Origin of the sequence: Nonomuraea aridisoli (assembly GCF_003236395.1) — a bacterium.
GTDB lineage: Bacteria > Actinomycetota > Actinomycetes > Streptosporangiales > Streptosporangiaceae > Nonomuraea > Nonomuraea aridisoli.
Map to the genome: position 1 here is coordinate 1 of NZ_POUD01000528.1, position 2,048 is coordinate 2,048.

Sequence of the window (2,048 nt, forward strand, 5' to 3'; positions counted from 1 at the left end):
GTGTGCTCCCAGTCGAACGCGGGCGGCGGGGCGGGACGCGGCGCGGGCGCCGACACCCGGCGCAGGACGTCGCGCATCCCGGGCCGGGTCGCCGGGTCCTTGGCGAGGCAGGCGGCCACGACCTCGCGCAGCGCGCGCGGCAGGTCGCCGAGGCGCGGCTCCTCGTGCAGGATGCGGTGGATCACGGCCGGCAGCGCGTCGTCGCCGAACGGCGGCACCCCGGTCGCCGCGAACACCAGCACCGCCGCCCACGAGAACACGTCCGCCGGCGCCTGCGCCGCCTGCCCGGACAGCCGCTCGGGCGCCAGGTACGCGGGCGTGCCCACGATGCTGCTGGTCGCCTTCATGCCCGGCCCCAGCGCCCCGGCGAGGCCGAAGTCCACCACCCGCGGCCCTTCCGGCCCGAGCAGCACGTTCGACGGCGTGAGGTCGCCGTGCACGACGCCGGCCCGGTGGATCGCGTCCAGCGCGGTCGCGGTCCCCACGGCCAGCTCCCGCAGCTCCGGCCCGCCCAGCGGCGCCTGCTCCCGCAGCGACGGCCCGTCCACGTACTCGGAGACGATGTACGGCCGCCCGCCCGCCGAGGCGTCCAGCACCCGCGCCAGGCAGTACGGCTCCACCCGGCTCGCCGCCGCGATGTCCGCGGCCAGCCGGTCACTCGCGGCGAGCCCCTCGTGCAGCACCTTGACCGCGACGGGTGTCCCGGTGTGCGCGCGGCCGAGGTAGACGACCCCGTGCCCGCCCGAGCCGAGCCGCCCGGCCAGCCGGTACGGCCCCACCGCCGCCGGATCGCCCTCGCGCAGGGGTTCGACATTGGGCATGAGGGGAGTGACTCCTGTGACGGCTGAGATCCAGAACTCCAGCACCCTACTGGCAAATGTCAAGACTTGTCAGAAGTTAAGCTGATCAACGCGGAAGAAAGGGGTGGAAGAGTGCATTCGCTGGAGGACTACGCCCAGGGCGTCCGGGCCGGCTCGCGTACGTGGATCGCCCGCGCCATCACGCTGGTCGAGTCGACCCGGCACGACCACATGGCTCTCGCGCAGCGGCTGCTCGTCGAGCTCACCCCGCTGGCCGGCCGCGCCCGCAGGGTCGGCATCTCGGGCGTGCCGGGGGTCGGCAAGTCCACGATCATCGACGCGCTCGGCACGCTGCTGACCGGGCGCGGCCACAAGGTGGCCGTGCTGGCCGTGGACCCGTCCTCCACCAGGACGGGCGGCAGCATCCTCGGCGACAAGACCCGCATGGCGCGGCTGTCGGCCGACCCGGCGGCGTTCATCAGGCCCTCGCCGACCTCCGGCACGCTCGGCGGCGTCACCAAGGCCACCAGGGAGGCCATGGTCGTGGTGGAGGCGGCCGGCTTCGACGTCGTGCTGGTCGAGACCGTGGGCGTGGGGCAGTCGGAGACCGCGGTGGCCGACATGGTCGACACGTTCCTGCTGCTCACCCTGGCGCGCACCGGCGACCAGCTGCAGGGCATCAAGAAGGGCGTGCTGGAGCTGGCCGACGTCATCGCGGTCAACAAGGCCGACGGCGAGTACGCGCTCCCGGCCAAAAAGGCCGCCCGCGAGCTGGCCGGCGCGCTGCGCATGCTGCGCTCCGACAGCGTCCCGCCGCCCGTGCTCACCTGCAGCGGGCTGACGGGGGAGGGCCTGGAGGACGTCTGGCGGCACGTGCTGGCCCACCAGGACGCCCTCGACGTGGCCGCCAAGCGCCGCGCCCAGCAGGTCGGCTGGACGTGGACGCTGGTCCGCGACCGGCTGCTGGCCGAGCTGCGCCACGACCCCAGGGTCACGGAGATCGCCGGGACGGTGGAGCGGGAGGTCCTGGCGGGCGAGCTGACCCCCGCCCTCGCCGCCGACCGCATCCTGTCCGCCTTCAAGCGCCCCTGAAGCGTTCCGGGGAAAGCACACTGCGTATACAAGGTGTTACGGTCTGTCTCGAATCGGGCGCCGCGACGCCGGGGACAGCATCGGAACCCTCGCGGTGCAGATACCTCCCCCAGGGGTGGAACATCCCCACCCCCGCCCTCGGAGCCGCCTCTGGCG

Annotated in this window: 2 protein-coding genes; one reads left to right on the forward strand and one right to left on the reverse strand. The window is 74.0% G+C overall.

What is annotated here, in order from left to right:
* A partial coding sequence (locus C1J01_RS47795; protein ID WP_146616035.1) for a serine/threonine-protein kinase occupies window positions 1–821 on the reverse strand: 821 nt, incomplete at its 3' end.
* Window positions 822–932: 111 nt separating this feature from the next.
* On the opposite strand from C1J01_RS47795, the gene meaB reads away from it, so the two are divergent.
* Window positions 933–1,892: a methylmalonyl Co-A mutase-associated GTPase MeaB gene (gene meaB, locus C1J01_RS47800; RefSeq protein ID WP_111185758.1), complete on the forward strand. Its 960-nt coding sequence runs from the start codon at window positions 933–935 to the stop codon at window positions 1,890–1,892.
* The last annotated feature ends 156 nt before the right edge of the window (window positions 1,893–2,048 follow it).